This window comes from Streptosporangium sp. G12, from assembly GCF_052983175.1.
This window is the reverse complement of the sequence record NZ_JBRIQO010000018.1, coordinates 46399-65024: the sequence shown is the minus strand read 5'-3', so window position 1 is coordinate 65024 and position 18626 is coordinate 46399. Positions and strand designations below refer to the sequence as shown.

The following is an 18626-nucleotide window of genomic DNA, read 5'->3' as shown; positions in this document are numbered from 1 at the left end:
ATGTCTTCAATGTCGCTTTTGTTCATCGAGGGTGAGCGGGGTTCCGCCGCCGGGGGTTGTGCTCGACAGGTGGGGGCGGGGTGGAAGTGCCGCCGAGTTAATGATGATAAATCGTGTAATAAAGGACATCGGGGGAAAATGGGCTTATGTGTCTTTTGTGAGACCCGGAGGCTGTTGCCTGGCGTGTGGAGAGCCGAACTATCGTGGAAGGCAGTGGAACGACAGGAGGAGGCGCGGTGAACAGCCCAATCCCCATCTGGCCGGGCGAGATGATCGACCTCGGCGACCAGCGGATCCACGTGCGGTCGACGCCGCGAGGGCCCGCCGAGACCGCCGTCTACGTGCACGGTCTCGCGGGTTCCGCGACCAACTGGACCGATCTGATGGGCGAGCTGTCCGGAGTGGTGTCCGGGCACGCCCTCGACCTGCCCGGCGCCGGATACTCGCCGGAGCCGCCCGGCGGCGACTACTCCGTCGACGCCCACGCCCGGACCGTCACCGCCCTGATCGAGCGGGTCTCCGACACCCCCGTACACCTGTTCGGCAACTCCCTGGGCGGCGCCGTCTCGGTGCGGGTCGCCGCCACCCGCCCCGACCTGGTCCGCTCGCTGACCCTGATCTCGCCGGCCCTGCCCGACCTCCTGCCCCGGTACGGCCCGGCACGGGTGGCGCTGTCCACCGTGCCCCGCATCGGCGAGTGGGCCGCGAGTCGGCTCACCCTCGTGCCCGCCGAGCGCAGGCTCGGCGTCACGCTCGCCCTGTGTTACGCCGACATGGGGCGGATCCACCCGGACCGGCTCAGGGAGGCGGCCGACGAACTGCGCCGCAGGGACGGCCTGCCGTACGCGGTGGAGGCGATGATCAACTCGGCCCGCGGCATCGTCGCCGAGTACTTCAGGCGCGGGGAGACGAACCTGTGGCGGCAGGCGGCCATGGTGACCGCGCCCACGCTGGTCATCCACGGCCGCCACGACCGCCTCGTCAACCCCCGGATGGCCGCCCGCGCCGTCCGGACGTTCCCGCGCGTGCGGCTGATGCTGCTGCCCGACGCCGGGCACGTGGCCCAGATGGAGTTCCCCGAGCGGGTGGCCCGCGAGGCCGGGCTCCTGATCGCCGAGACGGTCCTCGCGCCGGTTGGGGAATGACGGGGGCACCGGGTTAGGTTGTGAGGGGAGCGTGCTGCGCCAGCCGCATCAAGGACCCCTGAAACGGGAGCAGAACTGTGTCGTTGCCACCGCTGGTAGAGCCGGCAGCCGAACTGACCGTCGACGAGGTGCGTCGTTACTCGCGCCACCTGATCATCCCTGACGTCGGCATGGCCGGGCAGAAGCGCCTGAAGAACGCCAAGGTGCTCTGTGTGGGCGCCGGAGGCCTGGGTTCCCCCGCGCTGCTCTATCTCGCCGCCGCGGGAGTGGGCACGCTCGGCGTCATCGACTTCGACGTGGTCGACGAGTCCAACCTCCAGCGGCAGGTCATCCACGGCCAGTCCGACGTCGGACGACCCAAGGCGGAGAGCGCCGCCGACAGCGTCAGGGAGATCAACCCGCTCGTCAACGTGGTCGTCCACAACGAGGCTCTCACCACCGACAACGTGATGGAGATCTTCGCCGCCTACGACCTGATCGTGGACGGCACCGACAACTTCGCCACCCGCTACATGGTCAACGACGCGGCGGTCCTCCTCGGCAAGCCGTACGTCTGGGGCTCGATCTACCGCTTCGACGGCCAGGCCAGCGTCTTCTGGGCCGAGCACGGCCCCTGCTACCGCTGCCTCTACCCCGAGCCCCCGCCGCCCGGCATGGTCCCCTCGTGCGCCGAGGGCGGCGTGCTCGGCGTGCTGTGCGCGTCGATCGGCTCCATCCAGGTCAACGAGGCCATCAAGCTCCTCGCGGGCATCGGCGAGCCGCTGGTCGGCCGTCTGATGATCTACGACGCCCTGGAGATGAACTACCGCTCGGTCAAGGTCCGCAGGGACCCCGAGTGCGTGCTCTGCGGCAAGAACCCGACGGTCACCCAGCTGCTCGACGACTACGAGGCGTTCTGCGGCGCGGTCTCCGAGGAGGCCCAGGAGGCCGCCTCCGGCTCCACGATCACCGCCGCCGAGCTCAAGTCCTGGCAGGACAGGGGCGAGAGCATCTACGTGATCGACGTTCGCGAGCCGAACGAGTACGAGATCGTGTCCATCCCCGGCGCCGTGCTCATCCCCAAGGGCGAGTTCCTCAACGGCTCCGCGCTGGAGAGGCTGCCGCAGGACAAGAAGATCGTCCTGCACTGCAAGTCCGGCGCCCGCTCCGCCGAGGTCCTCGCGGTCGTCAAGAGCGCCGGCTTCTCCGACGCCGTCCACGTGGGCGGCGGCGTGCTCAGCTGGATCAAGACGGTCGACCCGAGCCTGCCCACCTACTAAGGCCCTGTTCGAAGGCTCCGTCCGAAGGCCCCGGGCCCGCACGACCTGAAAGGCCTCGCGTCCCGCGCGACCCGCGCCCCGTGGAGCACCCGCTCCGCGGGGCGCCCGCCGTTCAGGGTTCCGCCGGGGTTCCGCCGAGGTCACCAAGTCCTCTCCACGCTGACGGATCTGGACGGAACGGCGGATGACACCCGCCACACCGCATTAAGGTCGGGTGCGTGAATGAAGTCCCACGTCAGCGGCGGCGTTCATGGCCGACGCTGGTCGTGGCTTCCGCCCTGACGCTGCTCTGCGCGATCGTGGCCGGGGTGGCGAGCAGCGCCGCGGCGACGGAACTCACCCGGGGGCCGACCCAGGCGGAGCTCGACCGGGCCGCCCTCGACGAGGTGGCCAGGCGATGGCAGGCCTGGCCCGCCGGGCGCGTCTTCCCCGAGACCGTCCCCTACGCCGCGGAGCAGGGCGGTGAGGAGAAGGCCCGCCGGGTGGGCATCTCGCCGGAGACCCGCTGTGACGGCGCGGTCGACGCCAGGTTGCGCAAGGCGCTGCGGCGGGCGGGCTGCCTGGGCATTCTGCGGGCCACCTACATCGACGCGCTCCAGGGGATCGTGGTCACCGTCGGCGTCGCGGCCTTCGCGGACGAGTCCGGCGCCACCAGGGCCGAAGCGGCGCTGCCCAGGGGCGGCCGTCCCTCGCCCGGCCTGAGGGCACTGGCCTTCCGCGGCACCGTGACCGACCGGTTCGTCTCCGCGGGACGCCAGGCGGGCCTCGCCCGGCGGGCGGGCCCGTACGTGGTGATGGCCACGGTCGGCCAGACCGACGGCCGGCCCGCCAGGGCGGTCGGCGAGCAGCGGCCGACCCTGTTCGCGTTCACCGGGGACATCGCCGACCGCATCCTCGCCGATCTGTCCATGCCCGCCCGCCCCGACTGCGTCTCCACGGAGTGGCGATGCTGAACACGCCGAGGCGTCTCCCCGCCACCGCCGGACCGCCCGCGAGGGCGAGGGCGAGGCCGGGGGGCCGGGTGCCGGGGGCGCTGGGGGCGCTGGGGGCGCTGTGGAACGTCGCGAGGCGGACGGTGCCGGTGGTGCTGGCGGCGGTGGTGGTGCCGGTGATCCTGGCCCCGGTTCCGGCCGCGCGGGCCGACGACGTCAGGGACAGCCAGCGGGAGGTGCTGCGGACCCTCGACCTGCCCGCCGCCTGGCGGATCTCCGAGGGCGAGGGCGTGACCGTGGCCGTGCTCGACTCCGGCGTGGACCGCGACCACCGTGACCTGGCCGGTTCGGTGACCGAGGGCAAGGACTTCACGGCCGGGGCCAACCCGCCGGGGGTGAGCCCCCTGAGGCTGCACGGCACGTACATGGCGTCGCTGATCGCCGGGCACGGCCACGGGCCGGGCGGGGCCGACGGGGTGATCGGCGTCGCGCCCCGCGCGAGGGTGCTGTCGGTACGGGTCATCCTGGAGGACGAGGAGCCGGGTTTCCGGGAGTTCAACACCGCCGAGCGCTACGAGAACGTGGTGGCCAGGGGCATCAGGCACGCGGTGGACCGCGGCGCCGACGTGATCAACATGTCGATCTCCAAGGAGCTGGCGACCAGGGAGGAGCGGTCGGCGATCCGCTACGCGATCTCCAAGGGGGTCGTGCTCGTCGCGGCGGCGGGCAACGAGGGTGCCGGGAAGCCGGACGCCAGCGGCCACGCCCCCTACTCCTACCCGGCGGCCTTCCCGGGAGTGGTCTCGGTCGCCGCGACGGACCGCGGGCTGCGCCGGGCCTCGTTCTCCAACCGGAACCCCTCGGTCCTGGTGGCCGCGCCGGGGGTGGACATCCTCGGCGCCGGTCCGGGGGACGAGTACTGGGTCGGCCGGGGCACTTCCCAGGCGACCGCCCTGGTGTCGGGGGTTGTCGCCCTCATTAAGGCAAAATATCCAAAAATGTCGCCCGTGCTGGTCGTGCAGGCGATCACCGAGGGAGCCACCCGGCGGCCCACGGGCGGCTACGACACCGGTACGGGCTTCGGCGTCGTCAACGCGACCCGGGCCCTCGCCGCCGCCGCCAGGATCTCCCGGCACACCCTCACCGCCGAGGGGGCCGGGGGACACGACCCCGCCCGCCCGCTGGGCGTGGCGGTCGAGCCGGTGCGGGTCGTCCACCGCGACCGGGACCGGATCACCCTGTACGGCGGCGTGGCCGTGGCCGCCGGGTTCGGCGCGGTCGTCTCCCTGATCGCGCTCGCCGTGTTCGTCGGCCGTACCCGCCCGCCGGAGGCCTTCGACGAACCTGGGCCCGACCGGGTCGCGGCCCCCTGGCCGTGAGCTCCCGGCGGTGCCGGGCGAACTCCCGAGGCCTGGTGCTGCCACGGAGAGTGCCGCGAAAATACCCGCCGCCGATAGGGCGGAGAGGTCCTTCGACGTAGCATCGGAGTATGTCGCAGCAAGGGCGGTCCCAGGAGCCGGAGCGGCCTCTGGGAACCCCCGCCCCCCGCGCTCGCGGCGGCTGGCCGCCGTCAGGCTCCCGGGTGGGCGGCATCGGCGGGTCCGGTGGTGGCCGGATCCGGCGGGCGCCCGCGCCGGGCTCCGCGGCCAGGCGGGCCCGCGTGCGGGCCTGGCCGGCGGCGGGGCGCGACCGCGCGGCGGTCAAGCGGACCGAGCTGGCGACCCTGGAACAGGGCATCCGCTTTCGTACGATCTTCCTGATCCTGATGGGCACGATCCTCGCCATCGCCGCCACCAACGTGCTGACCGGTACGGTCGGCCTGGTGCGCGAGACGAGCTCGCGCCCGCTGACCGCCGCCGAGCAGGCCCGCTACATCCAGGACGACATCGCCAGGCGCTGGCACACCTGGAGCGCGGACCTGGTCTTTCCCGTCGAGCTGCAGTACATCGGCCTCGGCAGGGTCCAGCAGTACGCCCGCAGGGTCGGCCTCGCCCCCGAGGTGGCCTGCGCGGCGGGAACGGACGCGCCGGTGGGCTCGGTGCTCTCGGAGTACGGCTGCCGCACCCTGCTGCGGGCCACCTACGTCGACCAGACGTCCTCCTTCGCCTTCACCGTGGGCATCGCCGTGCTCGCCGACGAGGAGCGGCGGATCGCCGCCTCCGCGCAGCTCGCCGTGGACGATCGGGTGGGGGTGCGCCCCGTGGCCTTCCCCGGCACGGCGACCGAGCTGTTCGGGGCCGCGCAACGCCAGCGCAACGCCTGGGTGGGCGTCGGTCCCTACATCGTCTTCTCCACCGCCGGCTACACCGACGGCCGCACCCGGCAGGCGGTCTCCCCCGAGGAGATCCTGCACAGCGAGCTGTGGCCCGCGGCCCAGGCGGTCGCGGGACGCATCGCCCGCGCCCTCGGCGACGAGCCCAGCGCCGTGCCCCAGTGCACCCAGGGGAACGTGTGCTGAGGCGGCGGTTCTGGGCGGCGGGAGTGCTGGTCGCGCTCTCGGTGGCGGGTCCGGTCCCGGTCGCCGCCCCGGCGACGGCCACCTCGGCGTTGGCCGGGCCCGTGTCGACCGCGCCACCGGAGCCGGCCGCGCCGTCGGAGTCGGCACGACCTGAGTCGTCAGGGCCTGGGTCGGAGTCGGCACCGCCTGAGCCCGCGCCTGCCGAGGGCGCCGCGGACGTGCGCGAGGACCAGCGCTGGGTGCTGGAGATGCTCAACGCCGAGGAGGCCTGGAAGGTCACCAAGGGGTCGGGCGTCATCGTGGCACTGGTCGACAGCGGGGTGGACGACCAGGTCGCCGAGCTGCGAGGGCGGGTGATCTCCGGTCCCGACATGGGGTCGATCAGGTTCGACAGGGACACCCCGGACGCCGGGCGGCACGGCACCGCGATGGCCTCGCTCATCGCCGGGGCGGGCAAGGGGGAGGAGGGCCTTCTCGGCGTCGCGCCCGAGGCCAGGATCCTCTCGCTGCCGCTGATCGTCGAGGAGCGGCCCGAGGACGGGTCCGCCCTGCCCGAGGAGGACCTGCGCTCGCGCAACGACAGCCCTCTGGCCCGCGCGATCCGTTACGCCGCCGACCACGGGGCCAAGGTCGTCAGCATGTCGCTGGGCGCCTACGGGCCGCACCGGAGCGAGCGGGAGGCGGTCTCCTACGCGCTGTCCCGGGGGGTGGTGCTCGTCGCCGCCGTGGGCAACGACGGGGACTCCCAGTACGCCATGGACAACGCCACCTCCTTCTGGAACTTCCCCGCCGGATACTCCGGGGTCATCGGGGTGGGCGCGGTGGACGACCTGGGCAGGCCGGCGACGTTCAGCAGCGACAACCTGTCGGTCCTGGTCTCGGCGCCCGGCGTCGACGTGCCGGTGGTCGTTCCCGGCGGGAAGTACGGATCCTCGGAGGGGACCAGCTCGGCGACCGCGCTGGTCGCCGGGGTCGCCGCCCTCATAAAAGCAAAATACCCGGATATATCGCCGCAAATGGTGTCGCAGGCTCTCACCTCCACGGCGACGGCGGGTCCCGCCACCGGCTACGACGACCACATCGGGTTCGGCGTCGTCGACGCCGCGGCGGCGCTGGCCAAGGCGGGCCGGCTGGTGGCCGGCGCGGCGGAGGTCCCGGTGCCCGACGGCAGGCGCTTCGGTGACGGGACCCTGCCCACCGAACCCAGCAGGCCGGGCCCCGAGCCCGCGCGCCTCTGGCTGTACGGCGTGGGCCTCGCGGGCGGCCTGCTGGCGTTCGCGGGAGCCGTGGCGATGCTCAACCGGCACTCCGGCAGGGACGGGCCGGCGATGGCGGCCTTCGAGCCGGTCCGGCGCGGTAGATCGCGAAGGTAACCGTAATTCGACTGCGATTCGAACGCGTTTTGGACACCGTTCGGATGCGGTAGCCCGGATGTCTGGATTCACCCCCCGGAAAACCGGGAACGTTCGCTAGTCTCGCGCGTTATGGGGTACGAGTTGCGCGTGGAGCGCCCTGCGCCTCTCGCCTTCGCGGAACTCGCGACTGTGCTGGGGCAGGCGGGGTTCGAGTTCAGGGGCTCGCAGGAGTCGGGGGAGATCCTGGCCCGCCACAACGGCGCGGTCCATGCCATCGCGGTATGGGACGGCCGCCTTTCCGGCACTCCCGGATCCGACTGGCAGGTGGCCCAGCTGGCGCGCGTGTCCGCCCTGCTGGGAGCGCGGCTGGTGGGCGAGGACGGCGAGTCCTACGCGATCCGCGGCGGCCTGGTCGAGCAGCTGAACGGCTCGGCGGCCTACGAGTTCGGCAAGCTCGACGAGATCCTCTCCGCCGGACCGACCGTATGGAGCCAGTAGGCCATCCCACCCCGTACGCCGAGCGGGTGCTCGACCTGGTCGAGCGCATCCCGCCCGGAATGGTGATGTCCTACGGCGACATCGCCGAGTATCTCGGCGAGGGGGGCCCGCGCCAGGTCGGCAGGGTGATGTCCACCTGGGGCGGGGGCGTGCCCTGGTGGCGTGTCGTGCACGCCGACGGCACCCCGCCGCCCGGCCACGAGCAGCGGTGCCTGGCGAGCTGGCGCGAGGAGCGGACCCCGCTCAGGGGCGCCCGCGCCGACATGCGGGCGGCCAGGTGGGACGGGAAGCCGTAGATCGAGCGCGCGGCCAGGTGGGGTGGGAACCGTGGACCGCGCGGGCGGGAGGGCGGGGGAAACCCGCTAGATCACAAATGCCTGTAAATCCTGCAAGCCCGTAAATCACGGCGTAACCGGCCCTGCCGTGGCGCACTACCATGGCCTAGGACAGCGCTCTGTCCGAAAGGCGGTGCTTCCCCCATGGCCACCGGTGCCACTCCCGCACGATCCAGTGGCGACCCCGTCGCTGATCGTCTGCGGGCTGTCCAGGATCTCTGCGACCGGGGAGAACCCCTCGACTCGATCATGGCGGCGGTGCTGGCCGACGGGCTGAAACCGGCTGAGCGCCGCCGCTTCGACGCCGACGCGCTGGCCGGTCCCCTGGGGTCCCGGCTGGAGATCGCGGCCAAGCGGGGTGCCGCCAGGCGCCGCGAGTTCGTCACGCTTGTGAAGCCGTACGTGACCGGCGTCGACGCGAAGGTCAAGCGCGACCTGCCGGTCGCCCGCAGGATCGCCTTCCACCTGATCGAGCATCGGGGGATCGACGACCTCGCCGACGGCGACGCGCTGCAGAAGCTCGTGACCGCCGCCGCGGAGCCGTCCAAGCGGGTCCGCAAGAGCCTCCGCTGGTACGCGGACCTGCCGCTCCAGGACGAGCTGCCCGAGGCCCTGTACCGGCTGCGGGCGGCCGACCTCATCCCGATGACCCAGATCGAGGACATCTCCTGGTCGGGCGGGCGGCTGCACATCAGCGGCCACGCCTACCTGGCCGGACTGTCCGTGCGAAGCCGCCGCTTCAACCGGGCGAGCGTGGTGCTGCGCGGCCCGCGCTGGCTGCCGCCGGTGCGGCTCCGCACCCGCAGGGTCTTCCACCCCGAGGCGACCCACGGCGCGGAGGAGGCGGGCTGCAACTACGACTGGTCCGGCTTCACCGCCGAGATGAGCCCGTGGCCGCTGCGCTGGCGTTCGGCCGTACGGGCCGTGGTGCGCGGGGGCAAGCGGCTGCTGCGCCGCCGCGCGACCGTGCAGGACACCACCACCTGGCGTACCGAGATCGTGATCTGGAGCCGGGGCGCCCGCGCCGGCGGCCTCCTGCGCGGCCCCTCCATCGGCCGCACCGAGCGCCCGGCGGGGCTGGACCTCGGCAAGGGCTGGTGGATCCGTCCCGTCTGGACCTCCGACCGCGCCCTCCAGATCGTGCTGCAGCCCACCCGGGCCGAGCTGGCCGGCGTACGGCTGGCCGGCGAGCGCCTGGAGGTCGAGGTCTTCCTGCCGGGCAAGGGCGTGACCAGGGGACAGGCCCGCCTGGACGGCCACCGGATCGCCGCCGACTTCACCCCCGTCGAGGGCGGCACCACCGTCGTCGTGCCGCTCGCGACGGCGTCCCTGCTGCAGGAGCGCGACGGCGGCCGGCTCTGGATCGAGCCCAAGGGCGACCCCGCGGCCTCCGTCATGATCGGGAAGGCTCAGGAGAGCCGTACGGTCGTCGGCGACCGCGAGATCACCGTGCTGCGCGACCGGCGCGACCGCGTGAGCGTCTCCGCCCACCGGATCCGCCCGGTCATCACCGCGGCGACCTGGGACGAGCGGGGCGTGCTCACCCTGGAGGGCTCCTACCCGGGCTCCGGCGAGGCCGCGCTGACCCTCAAGCACCGCAGCGGGCTGATCCAGGCCGTCCCCCTGGAGCGCGAGGACTCCCGCTTCACGGTCCGGCTCGCGCCCGCCGCGATGCCCCGCTTCGGCGACACGGCCCCGCTGAGCAGCGGCACCTGGAGCATGGCGGTCCGCGACGCGGCCGGGCAGGTCGTCCCGTTCCGCGTCGACCACGCCATCCTCGACGGGCTGGACGAGGACACGAAGATCCTCGACGGCCGCGAGTACCGCCTGATCTCCACCCGTTTCGACATCCCGGTGCTGTCCGTCGCCGAGCATCTTCCCGACGACGAGAAGGGCGCCGGCGGCCTGTACGCCCTGCGCCGGCACTTCTACCCCGCCGAGCGGACCCGCGAGCTGAACGACGCGACCGTCTACGCCGCCTACGACGGGCGGCAGTACGAGGGCAGCGTCCGCGCCGTCTACGAGGAGCGCGTGCGGCGCGGTGACGCCGGTGAGCACATCTGGGTGGTCAAGGACGGCGCGTTCGTGCCTCCTGGCCCGCGGGAGCTCGGCTTCGGCACGGGCGCCGGCCCGACCGTGGTGCGCGCGGGCAGCCGCGAGCACTACGCGGCGCTGGCCCGCTCGCGCTACGTGGTGACCAACGGCTTCCTGCCGCCGTGGTTCCGGTCCCGCGAGGACCAGGTCGTCGTGCAGACCTGGCACGGCACCCCGGTCAAGCGCCTGGGCAACGACCTGCCGCACATGTCCCGCGATCCCAAGCCGCCCGCCTGGCACCGGCAGGCCGTCGAGGTGCGCGGCTGGGACCTGCTGGTCTCCCAGAGCCCCTGGGCGACCCGTGTCCTTCGCAAGGCGTTCGGCTACCAGGGCGAGGTCCTGGAGAGCGGCTACCCGCGCAACGACGTGCTCGTCGCCCCCGACCGTGACGAGCTGGCCGCGGCGGTGCGCGCGCGGCTCGGCATCGCCGAGGGCGCCAGGGTGGTTCTCTACGCGCCGACCTACCGCGACTACGACCGCAAGAACGCCTCGATCCGCCTGGACCTGGCCGAGGCGCACCGGGTGCTCGGTCCGGGCCACGAGTTCCTGATCCGGGGTCACTCGATGCAGGCGGCGCCGAACGTGCGCGCCGGCCTCGGGCGCGACGTCACGACATATCCGGATATCACGGATCTGCTGTTGATCGCGGACGTGCTGATCACGGACTACTCGTCGGTCATGTTCGACTTCGCGGCGACCGGCAGGCCGATGCTCTTCTTCACCTACGACCTGCAGCGCTACTCGTCCAAGCGGGGCGTCTACCTCGACCTGGCCGCCGAGGCCCCCGGCCCGCTGCTGTCCACCGGGGCGGAGGTCATCACGGCCCTGCGGTCGATCGACGAGGTGGTCGCCGCCCACGCCGAGAAGTACGACCTCTTCCAGCGCACCTACGCGCCCCGCGACGACGGTAAGGCGACGGCGAGGCTCGTCGACCACGTCTTCCCGACCTGATCGTCCCGCGCCGGTCCGGGTGATCCGACCGGCCTCGGGGGCCGTTTCCCGGAAACGGCCCCCGGAACCGTCTCCGGGCTCGCTCCGCGAGGGCGTTCCCGGCTCGTTCCCGCTCGATCCCGGCTCGATCCCGGTCGTCTCGCGGTCCCTGACCGGTTCCCGGCCCGTTCCCGGATGCCCCGTGATCCCTGACCGGTTTCCGGTGGTTCCGCGAGCGGCCCGCACGACGCCCGTCCCACCCGTGAACCCGCCCTGACCTCCCTCCTCGGGGGTTTCCGCCCAGGTCCGCGCGGTGTTCGGGCCGGCGGATCCTCCGGAAACCGCCCGCCGCCCGCCGTGTTCGGCGGAGAATCCGCCATGCCGTACCCGCCGACTCGGCACGATCATCGTCCGGGATCTGGTGGAATGGCGAGTTGTGAGTGGTCAGGACTGGCGGCTGATACGTCGTGAGGGCGCGGGGAGGGCTGTTGCCCCTGTGCTCGACGAGCACCAGCGGGCGGTGGTGGCCCATGAGAGCGGCCCGCTCCTCGTGCTCGCGGGGCCCGGCACCGGCAAGACCACCACGATCGTCGAGACCGTCGTCGACAGGATCGAGCGCCGGGGCGTCGACCCCGAACGGGTGCTCGTCCTCACCTTCAGCCGCAAGGCCGCCGAGGAGCTGCGCGAGCGCATCACCGCCCGGATGCGCCGCACCACCCGCACCCCCCTCGCCCTCACCTTCCACAGCTACGCCTACGCGCTGCTGCGCCGCGAGGCCGTGCTCGCCGGAGGGCTGCCGCCGCGGCTGCTGACCGGTCCCGAGCAGCTTCTGGAGATCCGCCGTCTGCTCCACGGCGAGCTGGAGGACGGCGCCACGCACTGGCCCGACGACATGCACGAGGCGCTCAAGACGCGTGGCTTCGCCCAGGAGCTCCGCGACTTCCTGGCCCGCGCCGCCGAGCGCGGCCTCGACGGGCCCGAGCTGAGAGAGCTGGGCCGCCGCCACGGCCGCGCCGACTGGGTGGCGGCCGGAGGGTTCGCCGACCGCTACCAGGCCAGGTTCGACCTCGACCTCGAACCGGTCCTCGACTACGCGGAGCTGATCCGCGCGGCGGGGGCCCTGCTCTCCGACCCCGAGGTGCGGACCCGCGAGCGGTCGGCGTACGACGCCGTCTTCGTCGACGAGTACCAGGACACCGACCCGGCGCAGGAGTTCCTGCTCCAGCAGCTGGCCGGGGAGGGCCGCGACCTGATCGCGGTCGGCGACCCCGACCAGTCGATCTACGGTTTCCGCGGCGCCGACGTCCGCGGGATCATGAACTTCCCCGACCGCTTCCGCGCCGCCGACGGCGCGAAGGCCCCCGTCGTCGCGCTGCGCGTCTGCCGCCGCAGCGGCCGGGACCTGCTGCGGGCCACCCGCCGGGTCACCGCCCGCCTGCCCGCCACCCCCGGCGGCGCCGCCCACCGCGACCTGCGAGCCCTGCCGGACGCCGAGCCCGGCGACGTACGGGTGCTGGTGGCCGACGGCGCCACCCAGGAGGCGGCGATCGTGGCCGACACGCTCCGCAGGGCGCACCTGCTGGACGGCGTCCCCTGGTCGCGGATGGCCGTGCTGGTGCGGTCGGCGACGCGCCAGGTGCCGCTGCTGCGCCGCGCCCTGGTCACCGCCGGGGTGCCGGTCGTGGTCGGCGGCGGCGAGGTGCCGCTGTTCCAGGAGCCGGGCGTACGGCCGCTGATCAGGCTCATCCAGGTGGCGCTGCACCCGGAGACCCTCGACGAGGGGGTCGCGGAGGAGCTGCTGACCGGGGCGCTCGGCGGCACCGACATGATCGGGGTGCGCCGGTTGCGCCGCGCCCTGCGGATCGCCGAGCACGAGGCGCTGGCCAACCCCGACGAGCACGACGTGGACGAGATGGTGGAACGCGCCGCCGCCGAGCGCGAGACCCCCGGCCCGCGTTCCTCGGGCGAGCTGATGGTCGCGGCGCTGAAGGACGCGCGGGAGCTGGTGAGGGTGGAGCCGCACGTGGCGCTGCCCGCCGAACGGCTCGCCGGCCTCATCTCCGCCGCCACCGAGGCCGTACGGCAGGGCGGCACCGCCGAGGACGTGCTGTGGGCCGTCTGGCAGGCCACCGGCCTGGCCAGGAAGTGGACCGACATCAGCCTCAGGGGCGGCGTCAGGGGCACCATGGCCGACCGCGACCTCGACGCCGTCGTGGCGCTGTTCGACCACACGGCCAGGTTCGTCGACCGGCTCCCGCACGCCGGGGTGGACGTGTTCGTCGAGGACCTGGTCGCCCAGGAGATCCCCGGCGACTCCCTCGCCGACCGCGCCCCCGACGGGGACACGGTCCGCATCCTCACCGCGCACCGCTCCAAGGGCCTGGAGTGGGACGTGGTGATCGTCGCGGGGGTCCAGGAGGGTGCCTGGCCGGACCTGCGGCTGCGCGGGTCCATCCTGAGCACCGACGACATGGTCGCCAGGGCCGAGGGCTCCGAGCACGAGAACCCGGCGGCCGTCTCCGCCGCCCTCGCCTCGCAGCTGCTGGCCGAGGAGCGCCGCCTGTTCTACGTGGCCGCCACCAGGGCCAGGAAGAGGCTCATCGTCACCGCCGTGGGCGGCGACGACACCGAGGAGCGGCCCTCCCGCTTCCTCACCGAGCTGGTCCCCGGCTCTGCCGAGGACGCGGGCGTCGACGAGCGGTCCCGCTGGCTCAGCATGTCCGCGCTCGTGGCCGACCTGCGCTCGGCGGTCGCCGACTCCACCAGGCCCGAGCCGCTGCGCAGGTCCGCGGCCGAGCACCTGGCCAGGCTCGCGGCCTCCGGGGTGCCCGGCGCCCACCCCAACGAGTGGTACGCCCTCACCCCCATCTCCGACGACCGCCCGCTCAGCTGGCCCGACGACATCGTGCGCGTCTCGCCCTCGGCGGTGGAGAGCTTCAGCAAGTGCGGCCTGCGCTGGCTGCTGGAGACCTCCGTGGGCGCGGGCGGCACCGACGTGGCCCGCGGCCTGGGCACGGTGGTGCACGCGCTCGCCGTCCTCGCCGCGACGGGCATGCCCACCGAGGAGACCCTCGGGAAGCGCCTGGACGACGTCTGGCACGAGCTCGACTTCGGCGGCGTCTGGTACAACCGCAAGCAGCGCAGGGTCGCCGAGGAGATGATCTCCAAGTTCGTTCGCTGGCACGAGGAGAACCCCCGGGAGCTGGTCGGCCTGGAGGAGGCGTTCACGGCCATGGTCTCCGAGGGCGTGCAGATCAAGGGCCGGGTCGACCGGGTCGAGCGCGACGGCGAGGGCCGGGCCGTGATCATCGACATCAAGACGGGAAAGAACGGCCCCAAGGACGCCGATCTCGAACGCCACCCCCAGCTCGGCGTCTACCAGCTCGCCGCGCTGCTGGGCGCCTTCCAGCGGCACGGCATGACCGAGCCCGGCGGCGCGGCCCTGGTCCAGGTGGGCGACGCGGCGGGCAAGAAGGCCGCCAAGGAGCAGATCCAGCCTCCCCTGGCGGACGATCCCGACCCCGGCTGGGCCCGCGACATGGTCGACACCGTCGCCGTCGGCATGTCGGGGCCGTTCTTCCAGGCCAAGGTGAACGACGGCTGCCGCACCTGCGCCGTGCGGTCGAGCTGCCCGGTCAGCAAGAACGGAGATCAGGTGTGCTGAGCCGCACGACCCCGGGGGACGCCCCGTGCTGAACCGCGTCACGCGTGCGGGAGGCCCGCCGCCCGCGCCCGGCCGTGTCACGCGTACGGGAGGATCGGGCTCGCGTCGCGCGGCCCGTCACGGGGGCGCCACGTGCTGAGCCCGGTCCAGCTGGCCGCCAAGCTGGGCATCCTGCCGCCGACCCCCGAACAGGCCGCCGTGATCGAGGCCGGTCTCGAACCGATGGTGGTGATGGCCGGAGCCGGGTCGGGCAAGAGCGAGACCATGGCCGGGCGCGTCGTCTGGCTGGTCGCCAACGGCCTGGTCCGCCCCGAGCAGGTGCTCGGCCTGACCTTCACCAGGAAGGCCGCCGGAGAGCTGGCCGCGCGCGTGCGCGAGCGGCTCAACGGCCTGGTCGAGACCAAGCAGGTGCCCGCCGACCTGATGGAGGGCGAGCCGACCATCTCGACCTACCACGCCTACGCGGCCCGCCTGGTCACCGACCACGCCCTGCGCGAGGCGCTGGAGCCGACCATGCGCCTGGTCTCCCCGGCCGTCTCCTGGCAGCTCGCCGGCCGGGTGGTGAGCGCGTACGACGGGCCGATGGAGCAGGTCGAGTGGAGCCCGGCGACCGTCACGCGGGCGGTGCTCGAGCTGGCCGGGGAGCTGGCCGAGCACCTGCGCACCCCGCAGGACGTGCGCGACGTCGGCGCCTGGCTCGCCGGCCGGTACGCCGAGCTGCCCGGCACGCCGGTCAAGGACCAGCGCAGGCCGCTGGCCGTCCAGCGGGCCAGGGAGCAGTTGCTGCCGCTGGTCGAGGCGTACGACCGGCTCAAGCGGAGCAGGGAGGTCGTCGACCACGGCGACCAGATGGCGCTGGCGGCCAGGATCGCCGCCAAGCACGCCGACGTCGGCGAGATCGAGCGCGGGCGGTTCGCCGTGGTCCTCCTGGACGAGTACCAGGACACCAGCCACGCCCAGCTCGTCCTGCTACGTGCCCTGTTCGGCGGAGGCCATCCGGTGACGGCCGTGGGCGACCCCTGCCAGTCCATCTACGGCTGGCGCGGCGCCTCCGCGGGCAACCTGACCCGCTTCCCCCGCGACTTCAGGACCGCGTCCGGAGAGCTCGCCCCGATCAACCGCCTGTCGGTCAGCTTCCGCAACGGCGACGCCGTGCTGGACGTCGCCGCCCGGCTCCAGCTGCCGCTGCGGATGGAGGCCAGAGAGGTGCCGGTCCTGGTGCCCGGCGGCAACCGGGTCGATCGCGGCCGGGTGGTGTGCGCCTTCCACGAGACCGCCGACGACGAGGCGGAGTGGATCGCCTCGGGGATCGCCAGGGTGCTGGGCGCGGAGAGCGCGCCCGACGGCATGCCCTGGGGCGAGGGCGAGCGCAAGAGGGCCAAGCAGAGCGCCTGGGGCGGCCCGCAGTGTCTCCAGCCGCACGACGTGGCGATCCTGGCGCGCAAGCGCTCGCAGTTCCCCGCGCTGCGCAGGGCGCTGGAGGCGCGCGGCATCCCGGTCGAGATCGTCGGTCTGGGCGGCCTGCTCACCGTGCCCGAGGTGGCCGACATCGTCTCCACGCTGCGGGTGATCTACGACCCGAGCGCCGGGGACGCCCTGGTGCGGCTGCTGTCCGGCCCCCGCTGGCGGATCGGCCCCGCCGACCTCAAGGAGCTGGGCGAGCGGGCCCGCGAGCTGAACCGGGAGACCCGCGAGGGCTCCTCGCCGGTGGCCGACCCGCTGGACCAGGTCGTGGCGGACATGGCCGAGGAGCGCGGCAGCCTGGTCGACGCCCTCGACGAGCTGCCCGACCGCCCCGCCTGGCAGGACCTGTTCTCCCCCCTCGCCGCGGTGAGGCTGGTGGCCATGGCCCAGGAGCTGCGCGTCCTGCGCGCCCACACCGGCCAGCCGCTGCCCGACCTGATCCTGGAGATCGAGCGCACGCTCGGCCTGGACATCGAGGTGGCGGCCAGGGGGACCGCCGTCGGCCCGTTCGCCGCCCGCGCCGACCTCGACGCCTTCCTGGACGCCGCGGCCCGGTTCGCCGGCGACTCCGAGGACCCGACGCTGGGCGCGTTCCTGGCGTTCCTGAAGGCGGCCGACGAGGAGGAGAACGGGCTGGACGCCGGGCGGGTGGGCGAGAGCAACAGCGTGAAGCTGATGACCGTGCACGCCTCCAAGGGCCTGGAGTGGCCGGTCGTCGTGGTGCCGGGCCTGTCCCAGGCGCTGTCCAAGGCCGGGACGCTCACCGTCGGCACCATGTTCCCCGCCCGCGCCACGACCAGCCCGAAATGGACGGAGAACCCCCGCAAGCTGCCCTACCCGCTGCGCGGCGACGCCTCGGACCTGCCGGAGCTGGCCGGGCTCGCCAAGGAGGAGCTGGCCGACTTCGACGAGCGCTGCCGCGACCGCGACCTGCTGGAGGAGCGCCGCCTGGCGTACGTCGCCGTCACCCGCGCCCACTACCTCCTGATCGCCTCCGGCTACCGCTGGGGCACCGCGGCCAAGCCGCTGGAGCCGTCCGACTTCCTGGTGGAGATCCGCGAGACCTGCGGCCGGGTGGCCTTCTGGGCTCCGGAGGTGGAGGAGGGGGCCACCAACCCGCTCCTCGCCGAGCTCGCCGAGTCCGTATGGCCGATCGCCCCGGAGGACGTCCGCTACGCGGCGGTCCTCGACGGCGCCACCATGGTCGAGGCGGCCCTCGCCGCTCTGGCGGGGGGCGCGGCTTCCGGGAGCGGGGCCGGTTCCACGTCCGCGTACGAGGACGTCCCCTTCCCGGAGGCCCCGGAGGCTCTCCCGGAGGAGGCGGATGTGCCTTTCCCGGACGACGAGAGCGTGCCCTTTCCCGGCGACCCGTGGGACGAGTCCTTCCCGGCGGATCCGGAGGACGAGGACGTGCCGTTCCCCGCCGATCCGCAGGAGGCGGGCGGGCCTCTTCCCGGAGTGTCCGGTGCCGTGTCCCCCGCCCTGCGGAGCGAACCGGCCGGGGCCGGAGCGGTGTCCGGGACGCCGTCCGAGGCCGGGTCCGGACCGGAAACCGGGTCCGCGCCGGTGTCCGGGGGATCTGGGGCGGGATCGGTGTCCGAGGGCGGGGCCGAGGCGGTGGCGGCGACCGCGGAACCCGAATCCGGAGCCGAGTCCGAGTCCGAGCCCTGGGCCGGGTTCGAGGCCGAGGCCGGGGAGCCGCCCGAGCGGCGGCCGGTGCCGACGACCGATCTGCGAGGGTGGGACAGGGAGCGCGCGAAGGCGTGGGAGCGCGACATCGAGCTCCTGCTCAGGGAGCGGGAGCTGAACCGGCGGCGCGGTGGCGGCCGGGTGGAGCTGCCCACCCACCTGACCGTGTCCTCCCTCGTCACCCTGGCCTCCGACGCCAAGGCGCTGGCCCGGCAGATTCGCCGCCCGGTGCCCAAGAAGCCCGCTCCGCTGGCTCGCCGGGGCACCTCCTTCCACCGCTGGCTGGAGGGGCGCTGGGGCCAGCAGCGGCTGATGGACGAGTTCGAGCTGCCCGGCGCGTCCGACGACTTCGAGGAGACCGACGCCCACCTCGACGAGCTGCGCGCCCGCTTCGAGGAGAGCGAGTGGGCGGGCAGGGAGCCGTTCGACGTCGAGGTCCCCTTCGAGACCATGATCGCCGATCGGGTGGTCCGCGGCCGGATGGACGCGGTCTTCCAGGTCTCCGACGACCGCTACGAGGTCGTCGACTGGAAGACCGGCCGTCGCCCGAAGGGGAAGAAGGCCGAGGCCGCCGCCTCCGTCCAGCTCGCCGCCTACCGGCTGGCCTGGTCCCACCTGGCCGCCGTCCCCCTGGACCGGGTGAGCGCGGCCTTCCACTACGTCCTGCTCAACGAGACGGTCCGCCCCGTCAACCTCCTCGACGAGCGTGGCCTCGTCACCCTCGTCGAGTCGGTGCCGGCCCTCCGCTGATCGTCCCCGGCTGATCCGGCGGTCCGGCGCGAGATTCCGGCGACGACCCCCGA

General features: G+C 73.4%; 11 protein-coding genes. All 11 read left to right on the top strand.

Annotation, left to right across the window (positions count from 1 at the left end; translation table 11 throughout):
- Positions 1-236: 236 nt before the first annotated feature.
- The 11 genes from ACVCAG_RS26440 (at position 237) to ACVCAG_RS26390 (ending at position 18573) form a co-directional block, all read left to right on the top strand.
- On the top strand, positions 237-1145 hold the full coding sequence (locus tag ACVCAG_RS26440; RefSeq protein WP_440085505.1) for an alpha/beta fold hydrolase: 909 nt from the start codon (positions 237-239) through the stop codon (positions 1143-1145).
- 77 nt (positions 1146-1222) lie between these two features.
- The gene (gene moeZ / locus ACVCAG_RS26435; RefSeq protein WP_440085504.1) at positions 1223-2404 is read left to right on the top strand and encodes an adenylyltransferase/sulfurtransferase MoeZ; all 1182 of its coding nucleotides are present in this window, start codon (positions 1223-1225) and stop codon (positions 2402-2404) included.
- Between the two features lie 218 nt (positions 2405-2622).
- Positions 2623-3357, top strand: coding sequence for a hypothetical protein (locus ACVCAG_RS26430; RefSeq protein WP_447190476.1), 735 nt, complete (start codon positions 2623-2625; stop codon positions 3355-3357).
- Positions 3351-4715 carry a S8 family serine peptidase gene (locus ACVCAG_RS26425; protein ID WP_447190475.1) on the top strand — a complete coding sequence of 455 codons (1365 nt, stop codon included), beginning with the start codon at positions 3351-3353 and terminating at the stop codon, positions 4713-4715. Before ACVCAG_RS26430 ends, ACVCAG_RS26425 begins: the two co-directional genes overlap by 7 nt.
- A gap of 110 nt (positions 4716-4825) precedes the next feature.
- Entirely contained in the window at positions 4826-5794 is a 969-nt protein-coding gene (locus ACVCAG_RS26420) for a hypothetical protein (RefSeq protein ID WP_440085501.1), read from the top strand.
- Positions 5788-7167, top strand: a complete 1380-nt coding sequence (locus tag ACVCAG_RS26415; RefSeq protein WP_447190474.1) for a S8 family peptidase — start codon at positions 5788-5790, stop codon at positions 7165-7167. The genes ACVCAG_RS26420 and ACVCAG_RS26415 overlap by 7 nt, the downstream gene beginning before the upstream one ends.
- Positions 7168-7296: 129 nt before the next feature.
- Positions 7297-7647: a hypothetical protein gene (locus tag ACVCAG_RS26410; protein WP_350947866.1), complete on the top strand. Its 351-nt coding sequence runs from the start codon at positions 7297-7299 to the stop codon at positions 7645-7647.
- Positions 7635-7943 carry an MGMT family protein gene (locus ACVCAG_RS26405; RefSeq protein WP_440085499.1) on the top strand — a complete coding sequence of 103 codons (309 nt, stop codon included), beginning with the start codon at positions 7635-7637 and terminating at the stop codon, positions 7941-7943. The genes ACVCAG_RS26410 and ACVCAG_RS26405 overlap by 13 nt, the downstream gene beginning before the upstream one ends.
- A gap of 183 nt (positions 7944-8126) precedes the next feature.
- The gene (locus ACVCAG_RS26400; protein ID WP_440085498.1) at positions 8127-11027 is read left to right on the top strand and encodes a CDP-glycerol glycerophosphotransferase family protein; all 2901 of its coding nucleotides are present in this window, start codon (positions 8127-8129) and stop codon (positions 11025-11027) included.
- Positions 11028-11502: 475 nt separating this feature from the next.
- Complete coding sequence (locus ACVCAG_RS26395) at positions 11503-14670, top strand: UvrD-helicase domain-containing protein (protein ID WP_440085497.1); 3168 nt, start codon at positions 11503-11505, stop codon at positions 14668-14670.
- A 132-nt stretch (positions 14671-14802) separates the two neighbouring features.
- Entirely contained in the window at positions 14803-18573 is a 3771-nt protein-coding gene (locus tag ACVCAG_RS26390) for an ATP-dependent helicase (RefSeq protein ID WP_447190473.1), read from the top strand.
- The last annotated feature ends 53 nt before the right edge of the window (positions 18574-18626 follow it).